At 35.8% G+C, this 21697-nt stretch carries 17 protein-coding genes; 7 read left to right on the top strand and 10 right to left on the bottom strand.

The window, feature by feature from the left end; all coding sequences use genetic code 11:
* Positions 1-5 precede the first annotated feature (5 nt).
* Positions 6-959, bottom strand: a complete 954-nt coding sequence (locus SIB89_RS07950) for an energy transducer TonB (RefSeq protein ID WP_412561814.1) — start codon at positions 957-959, stop codon at positions 6-8.
* A gap of 166 nt (positions 960-1125) precedes the next feature.
* Between SIB89_RS07950 and SIB89_RS07945 the strand changes: the two genes are divergently transcribed.
* Genes SIB89_RS07945 through SIB89_RS07935 form a run of 3 tightly spaced genes read left to right on the top strand, consistent with a single transcriptional unit; the run spans position 1126 to position 4218 of the window.
* Positions 1126-3588, top strand: coding sequence for a T9SS-dependent M36 family metallopeptidase (locus SIB89_RS07945; RefSeq protein WP_412561813.1), 2463 nt, complete (start codon positions 1126-1128; stop codon positions 3586-3588).
* Positions 3548-3754 (top strand): T9SS type A sorting domain-containing protein, encoded by a 207-nt coding sequence (locus SIB89_RS07940; RefSeq protein WP_412561812.1) that lies wholly within the window; start codon positions 3548-3550, stop codon positions 3752-3754. Before SIB89_RS07945 ends, SIB89_RS07940 begins: the two co-directional genes overlap by 41 nt.
* A 14-nt stretch (positions 3755-3768) precedes the next feature.
* Positions 3769-4218, top strand: coding sequence for a nucleoside deaminase (locus tag SIB89_RS07935; protein ID WP_155088816.1), 450 nt, complete (start codon positions 3769-3771; stop codon positions 4216-4218).
* Positions 4219-4276: 58 nt separating this feature from the next.
* On the opposite strand, the gene SIB89_RS07930 is transcribed toward SIB89_RS07935, so the two are convergent.
* The 4 genes from SIB89_RS07930 to aspS form a co-directional block, all read right to left on the bottom strand.
* The gene (locus tag SIB89_RS07930) at positions 4277-4468 is read right to left on the bottom strand and encodes a cold-shock protein (protein ID WP_155088814.1); all 192 of its coding nucleotides are present in this window, start codon (positions 4466-4468) and stop codon (positions 4277-4279) included.
* 179 nt (positions 4469-4647) lie between these two features.
* Positions 4648-4893 (bottom strand): hypothetical protein, encoded by a 246-nt coding sequence (locus SIB89_RS07925; protein ID WP_412561811.1) that lies wholly within the window; start codon positions 4891-4893, stop codon positions 4648-4650.
* Between the two features lie 10 nt (positions 4894-4903).
* Positions 4904-6685: a chloride channel protein gene (locus tag SIB89_RS07920; RefSeq protein WP_412561810.1), complete on the bottom strand. Its 1782-nt coding sequence runs from the start codon at positions 6683-6685 to the stop codon at positions 4904-4906.
* A gap of 44 nt (positions 6686-6729) precedes the next feature.
* On the bottom strand, positions 6730-8484 hold the full coding sequence (aspS, locus tag SIB89_RS07915) for an aspartate--tRNA ligase (protein ID WP_412561809.1): 1755 nt from the start codon (positions 8482-8484) through the stop codon (positions 6730-6732).
* Between the two features lie 206 nt (positions 8485-8690).
* Between aspS and SIB89_RS07910 the strand changes: the two genes are divergently transcribed.
* On the top strand, positions 8691-11651 hold the full coding sequence (locus tag SIB89_RS07910; RefSeq protein WP_412561808.1) for a SusC/RagA family TonB-linked outer membrane protein: 2961 nt from the start codon (positions 8691-8693) through the stop codon (positions 11649-11651).
* Between the two features lie 10 nt (positions 11652-11661).
* Entirely contained in the window at positions 11662-12975 is a 1314-nt protein-coding gene (locus SIB89_RS07905; RefSeq protein WP_412561807.1) for a RagB/SusD family nutrient uptake outer membrane protein, read from the top strand.
* A gap of 61 nt (positions 12976-13036) precedes the next feature.
* On the opposite strand, the gene SIB89_RS07900 is transcribed toward SIB89_RS07905, so the two are convergent.
* The 4 genes from SIB89_RS07900 to SIB89_RS07885 are packed head-to-tail and all read right to left on the bottom strand — an operon-like array spanning position 13037 to position 19717.
* Complete coding sequence (locus tag SIB89_RS07900) at positions 13037-16570, bottom strand: efflux RND transporter permease subunit (RefSeq protein ID WP_412561806.1); 3534 nt, start codon at positions 16568-16570, stop codon at positions 13037-13039.
* The gene (locus SIB89_RS07895) at positions 16560-17750 is read right to left on the bottom strand and encodes an efflux RND transporter periplasmic adaptor subunit (protein ID WP_412561805.1); all 1191 of its coding nucleotides are present in this window, start codon (positions 17748-17750) and stop codon (positions 16560-16562) included. Before SIB89_RS07895 ends, SIB89_RS07900 begins: the two co-directional genes overlap by 11 nt.
* A 12-nt stretch (positions 17751-17762) precedes the next feature.
* Positions 17763-19106, bottom strand: coding sequence for a TolC family protein (locus SIB89_RS07890; protein ID WP_412561804.1), 1344 nt, complete (start codon positions 19104-19106; stop codon positions 17763-17765).
* Positions 19107-19111: 5 nt separating this feature from the next.
* Positions 19112-19717: a TetR/AcrR family transcriptional regulator gene (locus tag SIB89_RS07885; protein WP_412561803.1), complete on the bottom strand. Its 606-nt coding sequence runs from the start codon at positions 19715-19717 to the stop codon at positions 19112-19114.
* 119 nt (positions 19718-19836) lie between these two features.
* Here SIB89_RS07885 and SIB89_RS07880 point away from each other — a divergent pair, with 119 nt between their 5' ends.
* Entirely contained in the window at positions 19837-20811 is a 975-nt protein-coding gene (locus SIB89_RS07880; protein ID WP_412561802.1) for a polyprenyl synthetase family protein, read from the top strand.
* Entirely contained in the window at positions 20811-21158 is a 348-nt protein-coding gene (locus SIB89_RS07875; RefSeq protein ID WP_412561801.1) for a hypothetical protein, read from the top strand. Before SIB89_RS07880 ends, SIB89_RS07875 begins: the two co-directional genes overlap by 1 nt.
* Here the strand turns inward: SIB89_RS07875 and SIB89_RS07870 are convergent.
* A complete protein-coding gene (locus SIB89_RS07870; RefSeq protein ID WP_412561800.1) occupies positions 21155-21697 on the bottom strand; it encodes an alpha-ketoglutarate decarboxylase in 543 nt (180 codons plus the stop codon). The two genes, SIB89_RS07875 and SIB89_RS07870, sit on opposite strands and share 4 nt — an antisense overlap.

Raw genomic sequence — 21697 nt, 5'->3', positions numbered from 1 at the left:
TTTTGCTAGTCTTGGGATATAAAAGTGATAGGAAGAGTATAAGTTACCGAAACATTTTTATCTCTTTGCCTTGCTGGTTTAAATTGAGGAAGCAAATTTAACACACGTATAGCTTCTTTTTCAAAGACTATATGAGGTGCTCTAACTTTTATATTACTCACTTTACCAACTTTATTAATAGTAAATTGGGTAAATATTCTTTGCCTACCAGAAATATCAAGGTCTCCTTGGCCAATATCAAAATTTTCTAGAACAATTTGATTTATTTTTTCAGAGAAATAATCTTTTTTCTCTTTATTTGATAAATGATGAGGTGTATTAAAAAATTCTGGCGGACTTTCAATATTAATAAAGCCTATTATAAATTCCTCTTCAGGATCTGGGCATTTTGGTAAAGGTTCAACTTTCAAAGAATCTATCTCGACGGGTTCTACTTCTATGCCACCCGTTTCAACTATCATCATGCCCTCTATATGTTCTTGTTCTTTAACGATAGATTTTGAAGACTTAACCTTTTCTCTTAGATTGTTATCTAATTGAATCGTTTTTGTGTCATTATTATTTATGATGGTGTCAATGGTTTTTTGATGTGTTTCAACAATTTCAATACTTTCTATTTTTTTTGCTTTTCCTTTCTCATCTTCGCAATTAAATAAAGTCAATCCCATAGAAAACAAAAGAGCCAAGATGAATACCCTATGAAAACTAAGCTTCTGATTAAAGATAGTTTCAGGTATTTTTAAATTAATTGTATCTAGTTGACTTTGTTTTATGTGGCCACAAATCCTTTGATTTCTATTATTATGAATATAATCTTGTATTTCATCAGTATTCATTTTTGTAAAATCAACAACAGTTTTAGAGCAAGACTGGCAAAACCTTCCTTTTTCATTTGGTGTCATTTTATACCAGTCTTGGTGACAAGGTTGAGGTATAGAGATAGAATAGTTAAGTTTCATAATTAATAGCTTTCCTATAAAAACATCAAAATTCTTGCCGATTCCTTAGTTAAGAATAAAAATTTTTATATATCCTTAATGATTCCTTACTTTTGGCGAAATAAAAATAATTCTGTATGGTAAGAGAAATTTCTCCGACTTACAGTCTAACCATTACATATTTGCTATGAAAAAAAATTACCTATCCCTGGTACTATTATGCTTAATAGTATCTGTTTCCTTTGTATTTGGTCAAAGTAACGAGCCTAGTTCTAATTATGAAGCTTTAATTAATGACTATCTAAAAAATAACCAATCAAAATTTGGTTTGCAAAGTGAAGATTATGCTGACCTTGTTATTAATAACGAATATTTTTCTGCAGGCACGGAAATAACACACGTGTATATAAATCAGGCTTATCAAAATATTAGAATTTCTAATGCAATTTCAAGTGTCGCGATTAAAAATGGTGAAGTATTTTATTTTTCTAATAGATTTTTTAAGGATATTTCAAACAAGATTAATACAAGCACAGCATCACAAACACCAGCTTCTGCAATAGAAGGTTTAGCTAGTCATTTTCAGTTAGGAACTCCGCAGAATCTTGTTCAATTATCTAAAGATGGCAATGCGTATACATTTACTAATGGAAACATTTCTACAAGAGATATCTCTGCCGAGTTGGTATACGTTAATGTTGAAGATCAGTTAAAACTAGCTTGGGACGTCATCATTTATGCAAATGACAATACGCATTGGTATAGTGCAAGAATCGATGCAACAACAAATGAAATAATCGAAGTTGACAATCTTGTACTGAGCTGTAATTTTGAAAGACCGCATACACACGAGAAGATATCAGAATCTATTGATTTTTTCAATAAGGTTAACGTGTCTTCACCATCGATTTTAGTGGATGGCTCAAGGTATAACGTTTTTGCACTTCCGGCAGAAAGCCCAAATCATGGACCTAGGCAAGTTGTTACAGATCCGGCAAGTATATTGGCGTCTCCTTTTGGATGGCATGATGATGATGGAGTTTTAGGTGCAGATCACACAATTACCAGAGGTAATAATGTTTGGGCGCAAGAAGATAGAGACGGGCTACCTTTTACTACAGGTTTTTCCCCAGATGGTACGAGCGCATTAAGCTTTGATTTTCCGTTAGATATTAATCAACCACCAGCAGGCTATGAAGATGTATCTATTACCAATTTGTTCTATACAAATAATATGATGCATGATATTTGGTATCACTATGGTTTTGATGAAGCAGCCGGAAATTTTCAAGAAACAAATTATACAACTTTAGGTGCCAGTGGAGATTATGTTAATGCAGATGCCCAAGATGGTAGCGGACAAAATAATGCCACTTTTGGAACTCCACCAGATGGTCAAAACCCAAATATGACCATGTTTTTGTGGACTCCAGCTGGCCCACTTAACGAACCTTTAACTATAAATAATGGTACTGTTGCAGGTGATTATAATGGGAGTGAAGCTACTTTTGGTGATGCTTTATCTACAACTCCGATAACATCAAATTTAACGTTGGCCATAGATGGAACACCAGATGCTAACGATGCTTGTGAAACACTTATTAATACTGGTGCTTTAAATGGAAGTATCGCTGTAATACGCAGAGGAACTTGTGAATTTGGGTTTAAGGTACGTGCCGTTGAAAATGCAGGTGCAATTGCAGCAATAGTTGTAAATAATGAAGCTGGAGCAACTGTAACTATGGGTCCTGGTACAGTTGGGAATCAAGTTACCATCCCTTCTATAATGGTAAGCCAAGCAGATGGTGAAGCTATAATTTCAGCTTTATCTGGAGGGCAAACTTTATCAGCGACATTGGTTAATAACGGCCCTTTTGATATTGATGGTGATTTTGATAATGGAATTGTAGCACATGAGTATGGGCATGGAATCTCTACCAGATTAACTGGTGGACCAGCTGCAGCAGGATGCCTTTTTAATGAAGAACAAATGGGAGAAGGATGGTCTGACTGGTTTGGACTTATGGTTACAATGTACCCTACAGATACTGAAGACGACGCTAGAGGAATAGGGACTTTTGCTGTAAGCCAACCAACAACAGGTGGAGGTATTAGACCAGCGCGCTATAGTCCAGATTTTGCAGTAAATAATTTTACGTACGGAGACACTAATAACCCTGGTTTGTCAGTACCACATGGTGTAGGTTTTGTATGGGCAACTGTACTTTGGGACTTAACGTGGGCTTATGTAGACAAATATGGCTTTGATCCAGATTTGTATAATGGAAATGGCGGAAACAATAAAGTAATGCAACTTGTATTGGATGGTTTAAAACTTCAACCTTGTGAACCTGGCTTTGTAGATGGTAGAGATGCGTTACTTGCGGCTGATACAGCAATGGGTGGTGCAGATCAATGTATGATATGGGAAGTTTTTGCCAGACGTGGACTTGGATTTAATGCCTCTCAAGGGCTGTCAACTTCAAGGTCAGATCAGGTAGAAGATTTTAGCATGCCACCAAATTCAGATCCTTCTTTAGCTAATTGTACAAGTCTTAGTGTAGAAGAGTTTTCTGCTAACACTTTACAAGTATATCCTAATCCAACAAATGATAAAATTTCAATTTCTACAAAAAACCGGTTTAGGTAATGTTACAATAAAGCTTACCGATTTAAATGGAAGAGCGGTGTTAACTATAAAGAAAGAGCTCTTTGACACGGTTTCAATAAGCACAGGGAATCTTCAAGACGGAATGTATATACTGTCAATTACTGGAGAGAACTTTAATTTTGTAGAAAAAATAGTGAAAAACTAACATTAGACTTTATAATGATTCGCCCTTTTGATGACACTTACTTTATGCGAAAAGCACTGCAAGAAGCTAAGGTCGCCTATGAAAAGGGCGAAATTCCTGTTGGAGCAATCATTGTTGTAGAAGACAGGATTATTGCCAGAACACATAATCTTACAGAGTTGCTAAATGATGTAACAGCACATGCCGAAATGCAAGCCATAACATCAGCAGCAAATTTTTTAGGCGGAAAATATCTTAATAAATGCACACTATATGTCACCTTAGAGCCATGTCAAATGTGTGCAGGTGCATTATATTGGAGCCAGATTTCTAAAATAGTTTATGCAGCTTCAGATGCCGAACGAGGATATAAGACACTTGGAACCAAGTTGCATCCAAAGACTAAGGTTGTAAGCGGAATTCTGGCGGAAGAGGCGTCAGAATTATTAAGGAGATTTTTTATAGAGAAGCGTAATTTAAATTAAGTATAAAAAAAACGCCCAACCAAAGGTTGAGCGTTGAAACTTGTAAGATATATACTTATTATAGTACCTGTACGTTTGCAGCTACCATTCCTTTTCTTCCTTCTTCTTCTGTGTACTCTACTTGATCACCTTCGCGTAACTCTACACCGTTAAGGTTTGATACGTGTACAAAGATGTCTTTTCCTGTTTCTTCGTTGGTAATGAATCCAAATCCTTTTGAATCATTGAAAAATTTAACTGTTCCAGTCATTATAAAATAAATAAAAATTAAAGTGCAAAGATATAATATAAATTAATGCTAGTGTTAATAAATCATTTTATTTTAATTATTTGAAACTTAATAAGTTAAAAATCACACATACCAAAGTGTTGCCAGCGCCTACTGTTAAAGGACTAAGCGGAACCGTTCAAAAATTCTTAGAGCGATTTTTAAATCTTCTTTTCTCTCTGGTTTTCTCGCATTTTATCCAAATTTTCCTTGGTGAGCATATAATCTTTTGCGTTTTTGCCTTTCCATCTGTAGTAAGAAAACAACGGAAATACTATTAAAAACAACCCAATAACACCAAAACCGATTAATTTTTGAGAATAGTCTACATTTAAAACAAAGCCACAAATAATACTTGTAATTGAGGCGATAAAGGCAATGAGTGTTATGATGTGAATGGGTTTCATATAAAAATACTTAGGACGTAAAGTTAATTAATTGGTGTCGATAAGCTGTTAGCAACTTAGATTTTGAAACAAAACCATAATACTTATTATCTTTAATAACAGGAAGATTCCAAGCTTGTGAATCCTGAAACTTCCGCATCACATCTTGCATAGAATCTTGTTCATATATAATATACTCTGGTGCTTGGTGCATAAAGGTTTCAACAGTTGTAGATTGATAAAGTGATTGGTCAAACATCACGGTTCTTATATCATCTAACAATATAATACCCACAAAGCCACCATTGGAATCCGTCACCGGAAACAAATTTCTGCTAGATTTTGACACACCATTTTTCAACATTTCGCCTAAAGTCATTTCAGGATGCAGTTGAACAAAATCTTGTTCAATGACCGAATCTAGCTTCATTAAAATGAGTACATTTTTGTCCTTGTCTTGTGTTAATAAAGCCCCTTTTTCAATAAGTTCTTTCGTGTAAATGGTATGATCCAAACCATTTTTGTTGATGATAAAAGACATCGATGCTGTAATCATTAAGGGTACAAATAGCTCGTAACCACCAGTGATTTCAGCAATTAAGAAAATAGCAGTCAAGGGAGCATGAAGCACACCAGCAATTAAACCAGCCATCCCAATTAGCGTAAAGTTGGCTTCGGAAACAGTGAAACCTAGCCCGCAATTATTAATCACTTTAGCAACAACATTACCCAGCGCACTTCCCATAACTAATGTTGGGATTATAATTCCACCTGTACCACCAGCAGCAAAAGTGGTGGTCATGGCAATGGCTTTAAAAATTGTAATTCCGAAGAGCAGTCCAATAACGATCCAAATATTGTCTAAGTGCTCATCAAAAGGTGTATTGCCCAAAGCTTCAATATCGTTGCCTAACATTAAATTATTTATAAATCCAAAACCTTCACCATAAAGTGGTGGAATAAAGAACAGCATAGTGCCAATGGCCAAACCACCAAAGATTAGCTTTTGTTTGGCGGATTTAAAACGGTTAAAGAATGAGGTAATCCCAAAATAGATTTTAGAAAAATAAACGGAAGCGATTCCGGTTCCAATACCAAGAATAATGTAAAATAGGGTGTCCTTAATTAGGAACTTTTCAGACACATTAAAATCAAAAAGCACGCTGTCTCCCAAAAAGAAGTATGAGGTTATCACAGAGGAAACAGAGGCTATTAAAAGTGGTAATAACGACGCAAAAGTTAGGTCTAAGCTAAACACTTCAATAGCAAAAATTATAGCTGCTATTGGCGATTTAAAAATGGACGCTATGGCTCCAGCTGCAGCACAACCAATTAACAGGCTTCTGGTTTTTCTGTTGATATGTAGAAATTGCCCTAAGTTAGAGCTAATCGCAGATGCAGACAATATCGCAGGACCCAACAAACCAACGGAACCACCAAAACCTGCGGTTAGTGGAGCGGTAATCAGTGGGAGATAGATGTTCTTTTTTTCAAGTATGCCATCTCTTTTAGACAGGGAATATAATATGGACGGAATGGCGTGGCCACTCGGTTTTTTAGAGACATACTTTACAAAAAGATAGACCAAGAAAAGTCCGATAATGGGTAAAATAAAATAGATGCTATTTTGCGATAGAATAATACCTTTTTCAAAAATCGCTTCAATAGTAAACGTTATATTCTTAATGGTTACCGAAACAATACCAGAGAGCAAACCTATAACCAAACTCAATAGAAAAATAAAATTCTTCTCCGAGATATACTTATATCTTAGAATAAGCAATCGCTTAAGGAATTTGGATTTAGTTGGCATAGTTAAATCTAACAAAAAATCCTGCATAAAGCAGGATTTGATATCTAAGATTTTAAATTAAGCTTTAAACTTAATTCTTCAAGTTGTTCATCATCTATTGGTGCAGGTGCATCAATCATAACATCTCTGCCAGAATTGTTTTTTGGAAAAGCAATAAAGTCTCGTATCGTTTCCTGTCCGCCTAAAATGGCAACCAATCTATCCAATCCAAATGCAATCCCTCCGTGTGGTGGTGCACCATATTCAAAAGCATCCATTAAAAATCCGAACTGAGCTCTAGCTTCATCTTCAGAAAAACCAAGGTGTTTTAACATAATGGCTTGTGTGGCTTTATCGTGAATACGAATTGAGCCTCCGCCTATTTCGTTTCCATTCAATACTAAATCGTAGGCATTGGCTTTAACGTCTCCCGGATTGGTGTCCAATAACTCCAACTGTCCTGGTTTTGGAGAGGTAAATGGATGGTGCATCGCATGGTAACGCTCTGTATCTTCATCCCATTCCAATAACGGGAAATCCATAACCCAAAGTGGAGCAAATTCATCAGGTTTACGTAACCCTAAACGTTCTGCCAATTCCATTCGTAATGCGCTCAATTGCGCTCTTGTTTTGTTGGTTTCTCCAGATAGGACCAGAATTAAATCACCGGCTTTTGCGTCAGTTTTTTCTGCCCATTTTGCCAAGTCGTCTTGGTCGTAAAATTTATCGACTGAAGATTTATAAGTGCCATCGTCATTGCAACGACAATAAACCATACCTAGAGCTCCCACTTGTGGACGCTTTACCCAATCAATGAGTTTATCGATCTCTTTTCTTGTGTAACTATTTCCACCAGGTACAGCAATACCAACAACAAGTTCAGCAGAATTAAATACGTTGAAATCTTTATGTTGAGCAACTTCATTGAGTTCTCCAAACTCCATACCAAAACGAATGTCTGGTTTGTCGTTACCATATAAGCGCATTGCATCATCGTAGAGCATTCTCGGGAATTTCTCTACTTCAACACCATTGATTTCTTTTAATAAATGACGCGTTAGTCCCTCAAAGGTGTTTAAGATATCTTCTTGCTCCACAAAGGCCATTTCACAGTCAATCTGTGTAAATTCCGGTTGTCTATCTGCTCGTAAATCCTCATCCCTAAAACACTTTACGATTTGGAAATACTTATCCATACCACCAACCATAAGCAATTGCTTGAAGGTTTGAGGTGATTGTGGTAAAGCGTAAAATTGACCTTCATTCATGCGAGAAGGCACCACAAAATCACGCGCTCCTTCTGGCGTAGATTTAATTAAGTAAGGTGTTTCTACTTCTATAAAACCATCACTAGACAAATAGTTTCTTACTGCCTGAGTAACCTTATGTCTAAAGATTAAACTTTCTTTTACAGGATTACGACGAATATCCAAATAACGATATTTCATACGCAAATCATCACCACCATCTGTGGTATCCTCAATAGTAAATGGTGGCACCAGAGAAGAATTTAAAATAGTTAATTCTGAAACTAACACTTCAATATTTCCTGTTGGAATATTTGGATTTTTAGAAGCACGCTCTTGCACTTTCCCAGTAACCTGAATCACAAATTCACGACCAAGTTTTTGAGCTTTTTCCATCAAGTCTTTTGAAGTCTGTTCTTCATCAAAATAAAGTTGGGTAATACCATAACGGTCTCGTAAATCCACATAGACCATAAAACCCTTATCTCTAACTCCCTGTACCCAGCCTGCGAGGGTAACTTCTGTATTGTTATGTGTGGCTCTAAGTTCACCACAATTATGACTTCTAAACATATTGAAAAATTAAATAATTCACCTTTGAATAAAGCTATGGCGAATAAGGTGCAAATTTAATATAATATGTGAACTTTATTTAACAACTGACTTCGAAAAGTTTAAGTAAGTTATTTTGAGGATTATTCAAAATTTTGCTTAAAAAACTGTTAAAAATTAAATATAATTCAGATATTTGGTACTAAACAATAACTAATTCTAAACAAATGAAAGAAAAATCGATTTTATTAAAATGGCTTTTGTTTTCGTTTTTCTTGTTCCCTGCGATGTTGTTTGCGCAACAAGTTACAGGAAAAATGACAGACAAGGCTAGTGGTATTCCAATTGCAGGAGGATCTGTACTTGTTAAAAACACAACAAACGGAACCTCAACGGATTTTGATGGTAATTATACCTTAAACGTGGATAGTTTCCCCGTTACGATTGTATATTCTTATTTAGGCTATACAACTCAAGAGATTGTTGTTAATTCGGCATCTGTTGTTAACGTTGTAATGGAGGAGTCGGCTACATCTTTAGACGAAATTGTAGTTACAGGTTTGGCATCATCCACTAAACGATCTAATGCGGCTAACGCAGTTGCCTCAGTTTCTGCAGATGAATTAACCGGTGTAACAGTACAATCTGGATTAGATGGTGCACTCTCAGGTAAATTTACAGGTGCTGAGATTAAGGCCAATTCTGGTGCTCCAGGTGGTGGTATTTCTATGCGTTTAAGAGGTGTAACTTCTATATTTGGAGACCAACAGCCATTATTTATTGTAGATGGTGTTTATGTAGATAACCAGTCCATAGGTCTGGGAAATAATATTGTAAGTGAAGCAGCTGGTGGTGGTAACACGTCCACTAACCAAGATGACGCTTCTAACCGTATTGCTGATATCGATCCAGAAGATATCGAAAGTGTAGAAATTTTAAAAGGTGCATCTGCGGCCGCAATCTATGGCTCTAGAGCAGCAGGAGGTGTGGTTCTTATTACTACTAAAAGAGGAAGACAAGGGAAACCGCAAGTGTCTTTTTCTCAAGTAACCGGTTTTAGAAGTCCAACACAATTATTAGGATTGAGAGATTACACCCAAGAGCAAATTACGGCGTTAGGTGGTCCAGATAATCCTGTTTTAAGAGATTATGAAGCCGAATTGTTTGACCATACAAGAGTGTCTTCTACAACCAGATTTTCAACTTCTGGTGCTAATGATAAGACAGATTATTTCTTTGGTGCTACTCACAGAAACGAACCTGGTTTAGTTGATAATACAGGGTACAAAAAGAGCTCTATAAGACTTAATATTGGTCAGCGTTTTAATGATTGGTTAGATTTATATGTTACAACCAATTACATCAATTCAGAATCTGATAGAGGTTTCTTTAACAATGGAAATGCTAACAGAACAGTTGGTTATGCATTGGCATTTACTTACCCTTGGGAGGATTTATCTCCAGTTGATGGAGTGTTTCCTCAAGGAGGTGCAGGATCTAACGTTTTAGAAACAGTGGCAATAACCACTAATAGAGAAGAGGTTAATCGTTTTATTGGTAGTGCAAAAACTAATATAAAACTTCTTACCACAGATTCTAATAGGTTAAAGCTGGTATTTGAAGGTGGTTTTGATCAGTACACACTAAGAACCACAAGTATTTTCCCAAGCGCTTTAACTTATTTTAGAGATCCTTCATCTTTAGGAGGAGTCGCTATATCAGGTACAACCGTGAACACTAATTTTAACCTATCCGCATTTTTAGTTCACAACTTATATTTAGATAATGGATTGGAGTTCACAACTCAAGTTGGTAGCTTCTTACAAGATTTTGATAGAAATACTGTAACTACTATTGGTACCGGATTAAATGGATCTCAAACAAGTTTGAGCCAAGCATCTAATATTTCTACTAATCAATTGATAATCCCTCAAAGGGATAAAGGATTCTTTGTACAAGAAGAAATCAATTATCAAGATCAGATTATTGCTACGTTAGGTATTAGAGGGGATAAATCTACTAATAATGGTAATGCAAATCAGTTTTATTACTATCCAAAAGCTAACCTGGCAGTTAACCTGAGTAAATTTGATTTTTGGGATTTTGAAACGATTAATTATTTTAAACCAAGAATTGCTTACGGTGAAGCCGGACGTTTTTCTACCTTCAACCAAAGGTTTGCTACAATGAATGCACAATTCATTGATGGTCAATCGGGTTTAAGCCCTGCTAATTTAAGAGGAAACTCAAATATAGGACCTGAGAGACAGTCTGAGTTGGAGTTTGGATTTGATCTAGGAGTATTAGATAATAAGTTTTTATTAGAGGTTTCATTCTATAACAAACAAGTCAAAGATTTATTATTAAACTCTCAAGTGCCAACGTCATCTGGTTTTACTCAAGCACCAGTAAATGCAGGTACCTTACAGAACAAAGGGGTTGAGTTAGGATTAAATGTTAATGTATTAGAAAAAGAGGATTTGTCTTGGAACGCTAACTTTAAGTGGTGGAAGAACAAGTCTGAAATTACGGAATTAGATATCCCTTCATTTACAACAGGTGGTTTTGCAGCTTCGTTAGGTACATTTCTAATTCAAGAAGGTAAAAGTGCCACTCAAATTGTTGGAACATACGATCCTGATGCTTATACTGCAGAAGAGATGGCTAGACGAGATCCAGAAGGAGACGGTTTCTTCGTTTATGGTAATGCAGAACCTGATTTTCAAATGTCATGGTATAATGAAATCAATTACAAGAATTTTGATTTTACGTTCTTATGGCATTGGAAAAAGGGAGGGGATAATATAAATTTATCAACCTTATTATATGATTTGGCTGGTACAACTTGGGATTATAATGACACTGGTCTTGATCCTTCAGGTCAGCTTAATAATGGAGACTATAGAGCAAGTCAGGCCTTTGTTAATCCAGATCCATATATTGAAGATGCAGGTTATATAAGACTAAGAGAAATAGGTGTATTCTATACTTTACCAGAAGGTCTCATTAAATATGCAACAAAAATAAAAGTAGGTCTTTCAGGTAGAAACCTCATTAATATTTTTGATTACAACAGTTATGATCCTGAAGTTTCTAACTTTGGTAATAATGTATTAGCAAACAACATTGAGGTAACACCATACCCACAGTCAAAGTTTGTCAACTTTCACTTAAATGTTAACTTCTAAAAAAAAAATTATGAAAAAAATAGCAATAAAATTTGTCTTTATGTTTGCCGTGATACTCTTTTCGGGTTGCGAGCTTGAAGATATAGAAAATCCTAACGCACCTACTGTTGGCAGTTTTGAAGAAGGCGCTACAGCAGAAGATGTTAGGTTATTGGCAGTTGGATTAGAGGCTGTCATGCGAAATGATCTGGCATTCCACTATGATACAGTAAGTATTTTAGGAAGAGAATATTATGACTTAACAGGAGTAGATCCTCGTTATACGGGTGAATTGTTAAAAGGACCCTTAGACAATAATGGCTTTTTAACCACTAGAGCATATGCTGCTTGGTATAAGGTGGTAAAGTCTGCCAATATACTTATTGAAGCAGTAGAAAATTCCGCAGCTGGTTTTACAGATGAGGAAAAGAATAGCTACTATGGATATGCCAAAACATTAAAAGCTTATGCTTTACTTATGGTGGCTAATAGGCAGTTTGACAATGGCATACGCTTAGATGTTGCTGACCCAGATAATCTTGGGCCAAATGTTGGCTATTCTGAAGCGCTTACAGGTATAATGGAGTTGCTAAATGAAGCTAACGCAGATTTAGCGAGCGCTTCTGCAGATTTTGATTTTGACCTTAGCTCAGGCTTTGATGGTTTTGATACTACGGCTTCTTTTGCGGAGTTTAATAGAGCCATAGCAGCAAGAACTGCGCTTCACCAAGGTAATAATGGTTTAGCCTTATCATTGCTGGGAGATTCTTTCTTCGATATCAATGGTGACTTATACAACGGCGTAGCACATGTTTTTGGTCTTACAGGTAATGATATACTAAATACTCAGTTTCATGTGCCGTTACAGTCGGGACAAGAATTTATGGTACACCCAACTTGGATAGCTGATGCGGAAGCAGGTGATACTCGCGTAGATGAAAAAGCTATTTTATTACCAGGTGGAACTATGTTTGATGGGCTTTCTGCTGATTATCAAATAGCGGTATACGACAGCCAGGTTGATCCAGTTTATTTAATAAGAAACGAGGAGTTGATTCTAATCTATGCTGAGGTTAATATTGGAACCAATGATGCAGAAGCTATAGCAGCTATCAATAGAGTTAGAAATGCAGCTGGGTTGCCAGATTATGCAGGTCCTGTTGATGCGACAAGTCTTTTAGATGAAGTTTTGCGTCAAAGACGTTATTCTTTATTGGCTGAAGGTCATAGATGGATTGACTTGAGGAGGTTAGATAGGTTAAACCCTACAAATATTCCTCTAGACAGATCTGGAGACAATATTATAAATGCGTTCCCAACGCCATTTACTGAAAATCTAAATTAATTTTAGAGTAGTCTATTTTAAAAAGCCTCAACTTAAATAGTTGAGGCTTTTTTTATGACTTTTATTTGTCTAATGCAATCTTTCTATTTTCTATCAGATCATCATCGAACGTTTCTGTTTCAGTAACGACATCGGAGCTGAATTTTCGTCTTGCCCACATTTTTAACTTCATACTTAGGAAGAATAAAATTGGGACAACAATCAACGTTAGGAACGTTGCAATGAGCAGTCCGTAAATAACTGTCCATGCCAATGGTCCCCAAAAGACAACGTTGTCACCTCCCATATAAATGTTTGGGTTAAACTCTGAAAATAAGGTGAAGAAATTAATGTTTAATCCAATCGCTAACGGAATCAATCCTAAAATTGTAGTAATAGCAGTTAATAATACTGGTCTTAAACGTGCTTTCCCTGCTCTTACAATGCAGTCAAAGAGGTCATCAGTTGACAGATATTCATCGTCTTCTAAATCCAGTTCGTTTTTCTTTCTATCTATAAGTAATTGTGCATAATCCAAAAGCACAACACCATTGTTAACTACGATTCCTGCGAGAGAAATAATACCTACCATAGTCATCATAATTACAAAAGCACTGCCTGTAATTACGATACCTCCAAATACACCAATCAAACTCAATAATATAGCTAGCATGATTATCGTAGGCTTAGAGATGGAATTAAATTGAAAAATCAAGATAAAGAATATTAAGCCCAATCCTGTAAAGAAAGCTCCCATTAAGAATGCCATTTGCTTGTTCTGCTCTTCAATCTGTCCGGTATAATCAATCTTGATATCAGATGGTAATCCTTCAAAACTTCTCATTTCATTTTGAATTTGGGTTACAATCGCTCCTGCATCTGTATAGCCTGGTGCCAATGCTGAATAGACAGTAACTACTCTTTTTGTATCCTTATGCTTAATAGCACTAAATCCTGAATTATTTTTTTGGCTTGCGACCGCAGATAATGGGATTTCCTTTATCTGACCTGTGTTATCCCTAAAGATGATATTTTGGTTGAATAAAGCACTCGTGTTATACCTAAGATTTTCATCAAATCGAACATAAATATCAAAATCATCTCCATCTTCCTTGTAAATTCCAGCCTTGGATCCAAATATGGAATTACGCAACTGGTCACCAATTTGTTTTGCAGAAACACCTAATTCACCGGCTTTTTCACGGTCGATTTCAACTTGCATCGTTGGTTTGTCTTTATTGACATCAATTTTGAGTTCATCAATACCAGCAATATTTCTAGAGTTAATGAAATTACGCATTTGTTCTGCTGTGGCGATAAGCTCATTATAATCCTTGCCTTCTAACTCAATATTAATAGGCGCTCCAGCAGGTGGTCCGTTTGCATCTTTTTCAACTGAGATTAAAACCCCAGGATATATTCCTACGAGAGCTTCCTGTACTTTTTGTCTCAATAACTCACTGTCCTCACCTCTACGGAACTTATATTCGCGCATGGATGCTGTAATTTTTGCTTTGTGAGGCATCTCAGCTGCAGAACCACCATCAGTTTGTGGATTCCCAGCACCTTCTCCAACTTGTGATACAGCACTTTCTACTAAAAAGTTTCTGCCATCATCCATATATTGATTTTGGTTGATGACATCGTAAACACGTTCTTCAATCTGTTTTGTGATGGCATTGGTTTTCTCAATTGCAGTACCTTCAGGATATTCTATATAAACAATGATTTGGTTAGGTTTGTTATCAGGGAAAAACTCAATTTTTGTTCGTTGCTGGTCGACAGAGACTCCAAATGACATAAAAGCGACAATTAACAATAAAAATGTTCCACCAGTTAGTAAGTAAGGACGCTTTTTAGAAAGTGCTCTAGTTAGCATTTTCTCGTACCAGTTCTCTAGTTTTACCAAAGATTTATTCTGAAAATTATTCGCCCATTTTCTGATGAAAAAACGGTATGCCCAAAGCATAATTGCCGTAAAAATCATTAGAGAACCCAATCCACGATATGGACCACCAAAAATGAGAATAAGCAAACCAATACCTCCAACAATAGCAGTGGTTCTTATAATTTGATTCAGAGGCATTTCTTTATCTTCAATCTTCATAAATCGAGATACTAAAACCGAGTTAAAGAAAATAGCAACGAATAGTGAAGATCCTAATACTACCGATAGTGTAATCGGTAAAATCTTCATAAACTCTCCCATTATACCTGGCCAAAATGCTAATGGCACAAAGGCGGCAACGGTTGTCATAGTTGAAATAATGATAGGAAATGCAATTTCTCCAATACCTTTTTTGGCAGCTTCAATCCGACTCATACCTTCATCTTCCATCAATCGATACACATTTTCAACGACTACAATTCCATTATCAACCAGCATTCCCAGACCCATAATCAATCCGAAAAGCACCATAGTATTTAAACTATAGCCGATAATGTTCAATAGCATCAGTGACATGAACATGGACATTGGGATAGCGAAACCAACAAAAAGTGCGTTTTTAAATCCAAGGAAGAACATTAAAACGGTAACAACGAGGATTACACCAAATATGATGTTATTTACTAAATCGTCAACCTGTCCAATAGTTACGGAAGATTGATCATTTGTAATCGAAACTTCCAAATCCTGTGGAAATACATTGTCAATGGCATCTTGAACAATAACTTGAATTTGCTCTGCAGCAGCCACCATATTTTTACCAGCACGTTTTTTAACATCGAGCATAACAACCGGCTTACCAGATTTTCTCGCAAAAGTAGTTTTGTCTTCTTCGTGAAATGACACTTCGGCAACGTCTTTCAGATAAATAGCATTACCATTTTCAGATTTTACCACGAAATTTTCAAGCTCTGATGGCTCTTCAATTTCGCCTATAACCCTTATGGTTCTTCTTTGTCCGCTAGCTTTAATATTACCGGCAGATTGCGTTAAATTTCCTTGACTGATGGCTCCCAAAATGTCATTGAAATTTACCTTTGCAGCCATCATTTTATAGATGTCTACTTCAACTTCAACTTCTTTGTCTTGAGCTCCACGAATGTCTGCTTTCTTTATTTCAGATAGGTCTTCTATTTCATCTTGAAGATATTCTGCGTAGTCCTTTAGTTTTTCAACTGGATAATCTCCAGAAACATTAATATTTAGGATAGGCATTTCTTCAGAAAGACTCAATTCAAACACATCTGGTTCTACTTTTGCACCATTGAAGGTTGGCCAGTCTTCACCGGAAGTTTCAGAATCAATTTCATCTTTCACTTTTTGCTTGGCTTGCTCTACAGTTATATTTTCATCAAATTCTACAATAACGATAGAATAATCTTCTTGAGATGTTGAAGTGATTTCCACTACATTACTTACCGTTTTGAGTTGGTCTTCCAAAGGGTCTGTAACGAGCTTTTCGATATCCTCAGCAGTATTTCCTGGGTAAACCGTGCTGACATAAATTTTGGTTTCGTTAACCTCTGGGAAATTTTCCCTTGGCATACTAAAGAATGCTGAAACTCCCAGAAAGAAGAACACAGCAATAAGTACATACATCGTGGTTTTATTATTAATTGCCCACGAGGAAAGACCAAATTCTTTTTCTGTGTTTTTTTTAGTTTTCATCTTCTATTCCATTATAAGTTATCACTTCTACAGATTGTCCGTCGCGTACACTACGCGCTCCTTCACTAATAATTTCTGCACCTTCCTCAAGTCCGCTCAATATTTCTATGACATCACCTTGCTGGCGACCAGTTTCAACAATGACACGTTTAGCTTTGCCAATTCCATCGGAACCTTTATTGTTAACGATATACACATACTGTTCGCCTTCAGCATTTTCTGAAATCACACTTTGTGGAATTAATAGTGCGTTTTCATTGGTGTAATCATTGATTTTTAAACGTGCGGTAAGGTTTGGTTTTACAGTATTGTTTTTGTTTGGAATAGGAATTTCTGCAGTAAAAGTTCTGTTAGCAGGATTTATAAAATCGCTCACTTGGCGAACCTCAGTGTCTATAGTTTTTCCTAGTATTGGCAAATCTACTTTCACACTTTTTCCCACAGTGACGTCAGCTACGTAGCGCTCTGGCACTTCGGTCTCTATGTACATATTGTCTAGGTTTACAATACGCATTAATGGTGTCTGCCCAGCAGCGACCACACTTCCTTGTTCTGTAATAACATCATCAATGGTACCGGAAAATGGTGCTCTAACAGTTGTTTTTGCTATTTGTCTATTTAATTGGTTGACGGCTTCTTGTTGTGATTCGTATGCAGATTTAGCCTGTAAATATTGAATTTCACTTCCTATATTTTGATCCCAAAGACGTTTCTGACGTTCAAAAGTGGTCCTAGCCAATTCTGCTTGAATCTGTAGTTGAGCTACTTGCTGGCTTAAACCACCATCATCTACTTTTGCCAAAAGTTGACCCTTTCTAACTTTTTGACCTTCTCTGACGTAAACATTAGTCAAAATACCATTGTATTCGGGTGTTATGGTTAAAAGATCTTTTGTAGTTACGTTTCCTTGAAGTTCTAAAACGTGATTGAAGACTTCTGGATTGGCTTTAAACGTGGTTATTAATGGTACATTCTTGGTCGTGTCCATCGTTTTTATTTTGGCATCCAAAAGTTTTATTTGATCGTTGAGTGCTTGTTGCTCGTTTACAAGAGCCCCTCTTTTTTCACGAAGGGTTTTAAGGTCTCCATTTTCAAGAACACTCTCTACAGAATTCTTTTTGTCGCCTGAGCAGGAAACAATTATAAGAGATACTAGGACTAATTGATATATATGTTTCATTATAATTGAATTTTAATTGTTGATTGGTGTGTTTAATATGGTTTCTAACTCTGCTTTTGCATTAATAACATCTAACATGGTTTGAAGCAGTTCTTGTTGAGCAGTATATAATTGTGTTTGTGCTTGTCTGAGTTCAAAACTTGAGCCAATACCTTCAAAAAATTTGGTTTGGTTTTTTTGCTCTATACGTTCTGCAAGAGCTAAGTTTTGTTTTTTGTTATCATAGTCTTCAATAGCAAATTTGTAGTTGCTTTTAGCTGTTTCAATTTGAAGGTATAGACGTTGCTCGGTTTCCGTTAGGTCGTCTTTAGACTTTTCTAAGTTAATCTTAGCGCGTTGGGTTGCTGCACTTCGTTTTCCCGAGCTGAAAATAGGAATGTTGAGATTAAGACCAAAACTTGAAAAACCAGCCCAATTCTGGTCATTATCAAAAAAGGTGAATTCATTGCTAAAACCAAGATATCCACCATTTAAATAGGCACTTAGCTGAGGCAGTGCTTTGGATTTTTCTAATTTTAATAGTAGTTCTTTTGATTTTCTGTCATTTGCCGCAATACGATAGTCTATGGTTGAAGTAACATCAAGCTCTTGACTTAGGATCTCTAAAGAAATATTTTCTAAAGTGAGGTTTTCAAGTGTATCTGTAAGCGTGGTATTGGTGTTATAATCGATACCTAAGGTTATGTTGAATAATTGATAAGCAATGCTTTTTAAACGATTGGCATTATTCAGGTTGCTTTTAAGGTTAGACAATGTGATTTGTAACTGCTCTACACTTTCTTGCTCTTCTAAACCATTTTCATAGATTTTGGTGGTTTCGTTTAAGTTTTTTTGAAGCACAGCCACATTACTTTCTAGAATTTTTACACTTTCCTCAGATAATAAAACGTTTCCATAAGCATTGATTACTGCCTCCCGTACCTCAAGATCAGTTTTAGTTTTGGCATTTTCAGAAATTTCCAAAAACACTTTTGCAGATTGAAGACCGACTAAATAAGACCCATCAAACAATAATTGATTTAAAGTAGCTGTTGCGTTAACGTTTTGCTTAGTGCCAAAAATAACTTCTGCAAACTCACCAGGTTGCCCTCCAAAAAATTCTGCTGGAACTAACGAGACTTGTTGCTTTAAATTATTTTGATAATTAATATTTGCGTCTAGTTGTGGTAAACCTGTGGCAGTTGTTTCCCATTTTTGTTGTTTTGCTGCTTCAATATCTCTAGCCGCATTCTTTGCTTGTCTATTATTTTCTATTGCGTAGTCTATGGCTTCTTGCAAGGTGAAACTTGTAGGTGTGTCTTGGGAAAAGACAACACTGAAGCATATTAGAAAAAGAAGGGTTGAAAGTTTTTTCATTGATGTTATGATTGATTTTTTGATATAAATTGGTTAAGAATTTTAACCCCTTTTGTTGTACAAATACCTCGTAAATGGTATTCTAAATAATATTCCATTAAGGTGTTCATTGAAAATGTTTTAAGCGGAAACAGTTCTTGGTCTTTTAAAGTCACCATACCATTAAAGTAGATTCTAGATATAAAATCAACATTTATAGTGTCTCTATATAAACCTTGTTCTAGCCCGCGCTTTAAATTATCAGTAACACATTCTTGCATCACTTCAAATTGCTTGGATTTTAGCGCAGCAAAAATTTTAGGGTAATATTTTTGAAGCTGATATTGCGGAGAGGATTTTTCATTCTTTAAATGTTCCATCACAAACTGCTTAATGTCAAAAATTTCTTCAATGGGATTTTTTTCTAACGCACAAATACAGTCTATACCATAAGATATGGTTTCGAACATGTGCAATGTTGTTGCTTCAACAAGCTTTGTTTTATTAGGAAAATGGACATATATAGTTTTTTTTGAAATACCCATTTCACTGGCTATATCATCCATTGTCACACTCTTAAAACCGAAGTTTAAGAAGAGTTCTTGTGATTTGTCTATTATTTTTTCTCTCATAATCAGGCGCAAAAGTACGATAGGAAACTTTAAAAACAAAAATAGTTTCCATAGTTTTAATAATTATTTAACATTGGTATCATTAGTTTAAAATATGTTGAAAGCATTATTTTTGTTCCATGCAACATATAGAACAGTATCAGAAGTCTTTCATAACTTATATGGAAGGTTTTACCACAGATAAAGAACCAAATAACCTATACCAGCCTATTAACTATATCTTAAAATTAGGCGGCAAAAGGCTAAGACCAGTTTTAACCTTAATGACTGCAGAAGTTTTTGGTAGTAATATTAATGAAGCTATGGATGCGGCACTTTCTGTTGAGGTCTTCCATAATTTTTCATTGGTACACGATGATATTATGGACGATGCACCTTTGCGAAGAGGAAAAGAAACCGTTCATGAAAAATGGGACTTAAACACAGGTATTCTGTCTGGTGATGCGATGTTGATTTTGGCCTATCAGCTGTTTGAGAATTATGAACCAAAAACATTCCAGGCTTTAGCAAAATTATTCAGTAAAACAGCATTGGAAGTTTGTGAAGGCCAACAATACGATATTGATTTTGAAACCCGAAATGATGTCTCCATACCAGAATATCTGAAAATGATTGAGTATAAAACAGCTGTTTTGGTAGGAGCTGCTATGAAAATGGGTGCAATTGTGGCTGAAGCTTCAAATGAAAATCAGGATGCCATATATGATTTTGGGCGTTATTTAGGCATCGCCTTTCAACTGCAAGATGATTATTTAGATGCTTTTGGTAATCCTGAAACGTTTGGGAAACAAGTTGGTGGCGATATTTTAGAAAATAAAAAAACATACCTCTATCTAAAAACATTAGAGCTTGGCACTGAAACGGATAAAGTGAATCTAATAGAATTTATGAATAGTGATACCCTTTCTAACGACGCCAAAGTGAAGCAGGTTAAAACGGTATTTAAAACTTCTGGTGCAGCCGAAGCTACGCAACTTGCCGTAAAAGGTTATACAAACAAAGCTTTTGAAATCTTAAAAACATTGAACATATCAGAAGACAAAAAGCAACTGCTTAGAACGTTTGGCGAGCAACTAATGAACAGAAACGTGTAATGACGTTACTATCAAGTTTTGAAGATTTAATCGCTGAGGCTAATTCGCTCAACCTCTATAGAAAGTTAATAATACAATTAAATAAAGATTTATTATTTGCCAATGTCGATTTGGAATTTGATGAAGAAACTTTACCTACGAGTTTAAAGTTGGTCTTGCAAGAAACGGTATTTCACCTCATTCAAAATAAATTCTCAGATTATCTCAACCTGCTTTATCAAGTCGATGTTTCAGAAAAAAAGATTCGTTCTCTAAATGGTGAAGATTTAGTAAAACTTTCTGAAGATGTTACGTTTTTAATTCTTCAACGTGAGTGGCAAAAGGTCTGGTATAGAGCTAAATACTAAAACCAAAACCGTACAAAAGGCATCCAAGCTTGATTCTGTATACTTTTGTCTTCGTCATAAAGTACATCATATCTAATGCCAAATGTTACATTGCCACTTCGGTAACCAGCACCTATAAAAAGCGCAGGATACCAATAACTATCATCTGCATTTGCTACAAACTGCTCGTCAAAATCCCGATTCACATATAGTTGCTCAAACTCTGTTGAGAGTTGAAGTTCCCTATAAGGATTGAATAAGCCTATAATACTTCCGCCAATAACAGTGGATTTAAAAACATCGCGTTGCGAACTATATTGAAAATTAAGTCCAATTCCTGTAGAAACATACGTGTTGTGTCTATACAGAGCTGCAGGCGCTAAGGCTCCGCTAAAAAAGCCATCACCAAAGTTAAGTCCAACACCTCCGCCAAATTGCACGTTTTTCCAAAAGCTATCATCATCAACGGTGCTTTGGGCATTTAAGGAAAACACAAAAAAGCCCATTAGAAGACTATTAATAATTAATTTTTTGGCAATGATTTTTCTGAATTTTATCAT

Origin of the sequence: Winogradskyella sp. MIT101101 (assembly GCF_047126865.1) — a bacterium.
GTDB lineage: Bacteria > Bacteroidota > Bacteroidia > Flavobacteriales > Flavobacteriaceae > Winogradskyella > Winogradskyella ouciana.
Note: the sequence above shows the minus strand (reverse complement) of the source record. Positions and strands in the feature narration are given on the sequence as shown.